Source organism: Aeromicrobium sp. REDSEA-S32_B7 (assembly GCF_001626145.1).
Taxonomy (GTDB): domain Bacteria; phylum Actinomycetota; class Actinomycetes; order Propionibacteriales; family Nocardioidaceae; genus Aeromicrobium; species Aeromicrobium erythreum.
In genome coordinates, this window is sequence record NZ_LUNF01000029.1 from 1 (window position 1) to 2520 (window position 2520).

Here is a 2520-nt window from a genome sequence, read left to right on the forward strand (position 1 = left end):
GCCAGCCGGTTCGTCCGGATGTGCGACGCCTTCTCGATCCCCTTGGTCGTCGTCGTCGACGTGCCGGGCTACCTCCCCGGCGTCGGCCAGGAGTGGGACGGCGTCGTACGCCGCGGCGCCAAGCTGCTGCACGCCTTCGGGGAGTGCGTGGTGCCTCGCGTCACCCTGGTGACCCGCAAGACCTACGGCGGCGCCTACATCGCCATGAACTCCCGCTCCCTGGGGGCCACGAAGGTGCTGGCCTGGCCCGGCGCCGAGGTGGCCGTGATGGGTGCTGTCGCTGCGGTGCGCATCCTGCACCGTCGTCGCCTGGCCGAGGTCTCGCCCGAGATCCGTCCCCAGGTCGAGGCCGAGCTGGCCGCCGAGCACGAGCGGATCGCCGGCGGCGTCGACAAGGCCGTCGAGATCGGGGTCGTGGACGAGGTCGTCGACCCCGCCCGCACGCGCAGCGCGATCGCGGAGGCCATCGACGCGGCCGTCCAGGCCGGCGGCGTACGACGGGGGCACCACGGCAACATCCCCCTCTGAGGGACGCCCATGGACCAGGCCGGGCGAGGGTTTGCGTAACCCCCGCCCGGTCTGTGACGTTGTCATGACGTCCATCACAGGGAGGTCCACCATGTCGACGCACCAGCCGATCACCCGGCCGATGCTCGCCTTCGCGGTCGCGCTGATCGGCGCGCTCGTGATCACGCTCGCCCCGTCGGTGCCGGCGTCGGCCAAGGAACGGACGATGGCGGAGTTCGCCCAGACCTTCCGCGGCAACGGCACCCTGCACGAGGGGTGCCGCAACTACCGCTACAAGTACAAGATCAACCCTCCCGAGGACGCCGACACCTGGGCGCTGGAGACCTTCCTGACCGACCGTCGCGGCGTCACCATCGCCTCCGGGGGCGTGCTGGAGGGCGCGGCGAAGAAGAAGGGCAAGGAGCGCTTCCGCTTCTGCCGGGAGAACACCGTGCCTGGGAAGTTCAAGCTCCGCGGCAAGTTCACCTACAAGGTCGGCTTCGACACCTTCGACGGGTGGATCGAGCCGACGTACTTCCGCCTCAAGGCCAGTTGAGCCTCACACCACCTGGTGCAGCCAGCGGACCGGCGCGCCGTCCCCGGCGTGCCGGAACGTCTCGAGCTCGTCGTCCCACGGCTTGCCCAGCAGTTTGTCGATCTCCTCGAGCAGCGTGACCTCGCCGAGGGCCGACTTCACCACCGCGGCCTTGAGCCGGTCCTCGGGGATGAGGATGTCGCCGTGCAGGCCGGTGACGGCGTGGAAGACCCCGAGCTCGGGGGTGTAGGAGTAGCGACTGCCCTCGGTGCCCGAGGTGGGCTCCTCGGTGATCTCGAAGCGCAGGTGGTTCCACCCGCGCAGCGCAGAGGCGACCGCCGCGGCCGTCCCGGTGCCACCGGTCCACGACAGCTCCGCCCGGTAGCTGCCCGGCTGAGCGGGCTGTGGGGTCCAGTCGAGGTTCACGGGCGCACCGAGGACACCGCCGACGGCCCACTCCACGTGCGGGCACAGAGCCGAGGGCGCTGAGTGCACGTAGAGAACGCCCCTCGTCGCGGAACGGGTGGCAGTGTTCGTGGTCACCTGGACCTCCTTCATCTCCGGCGCGAGCTACGCCTTCCCCAGCGGGCTCGTCATCGAGATGACCTGGACGTCAGGTCAGCACGTGCGGTATGTGGTTGTGGGGACCATTGTGACCGATGAGGCCCCTGAGCACCAGTATTGTCCGGGACGCGTCGCGGGTCAGCGACCCAATGACATCACCGTCGAGAGGACCTCCTCGGCGATGCCCAGGCCCCCCAGGTGGCTCTCCCCGTCGATGACGCTCATGGCGGCATCGGGCAGCCGGTCCACGACGTGCGCCCCGTGGTGGAAGGGCACGATGTGGTCGTCGTCGCCGTGCCACCAACGCACCGGGACCTGCACGTCCTCGAGCGCGAAGCCCCACTCCCTGGTGAACAGGATCAGGTCGTGGATCGGGGCGGAGGTCTGGAAGCGGCTGCCGTTGAGGAGGTCGTCGAGGAACATCGCCTTGAACTCGGGGCGTCCGAGGAGGTTCCTGTCGCCCGGCGGCTGCACCGCGGCGTACAGGTCCAGGCCGGGGCCGGCCACGGGACGTGCGAGCCGGATGAGCTGGGTCAGCGCCACCCCGAGCGGGACGCGCCCGGCACGCAGCAACGGCGAGAGCCAGCGGGCCAGCTGGATGACGCCACCAGCGACAGCGTCGGGACCCATGACCGGGGCGACACCGCCGAGCACGGCGATGCCCTGCACCCTTGTCGGGAGGGCCGCGCCCGCGGCCAGGACGTAGGGGCCGCCGCCCGACAGCCCGATCAGCCGGAAGGTGTCCACAGCCAGGGCATCGAGCAGCAGCTCGAGGTCGCCGGCCCAGTCCAACAGCTCGGGGTAGAGGTGCGGTGTCGATGAACCGATCCCGGGCCGGTCGATCCCGATGATGCGTAGACCGTGACGCTCGGCGTACTCGCGAGCCTCGAACGGGATCTGGCGCCGCGCCCCGG

Annotated in this window: 4 protein-coding genes; 2 read left to right on the plus strand and 2 right to left on the minus strand. The window is 70.4% G+C overall.

The genetic code is table 11. The annotated features are described in order from the left end of the window. Nucleotides 1–528 (plus strand): carboxyl transferase domain-containing protein (locus A6Q79_RS01835; RefSeq protein WP_317695759.1); only part of this gene is annotated, 528 nt, incomplete at its 5' end. A 91-nt stretch (nucleotides 529–619) separates the two neighbouring features. Next, nucleotides 620–1063 (plus strand): hypothetical protein, encoded by a 444-nt coding sequence (locus tag A6Q79_RS01840; protein WP_317695762.1) that lies wholly within the window; start codon nucleotides 620–622, stop codon nucleotides 1061–1063. A gap of 3 nt (nucleotides 1064–1066) precedes the next feature. Here the strand turns inward: A6Q79_RS01840 and A6Q79_RS01845 are convergent, their stop codons facing one another. Both A6Q79_RS01845 and A6Q79_RS01850 read right to left on the minus strand, forming a co-directional pair. Then, on the minus strand, nucleotides 1067–1585 hold the full coding sequence (locus tag A6Q79_RS01845) for a DUF3145 domain-containing protein (RefSeq protein ID WP_317695765.1): 519 nt from the start codon (nucleotides 1583–1585) through the stop codon (nucleotides 1067–1069). A 159-nt stretch (nucleotides 1586–1744) separates the two neighbouring features. Beyond that, a partial coding sequence (locus A6Q79_RS01850) for an alpha/beta hydrolase (protein WP_317695769.1) occupies nucleotides 1745–2520 on the minus strand: 776 nt, incomplete at its 5' end.

Coding starts and splice junctions, on each gene's coding strand:
- A6Q79_RS01840 (WP_317695762.1), top strand. CDS start 620: ATGTCGACGCACCAGCCGATCACCCGGCCGATGCTCGCCTTCGCGGTC.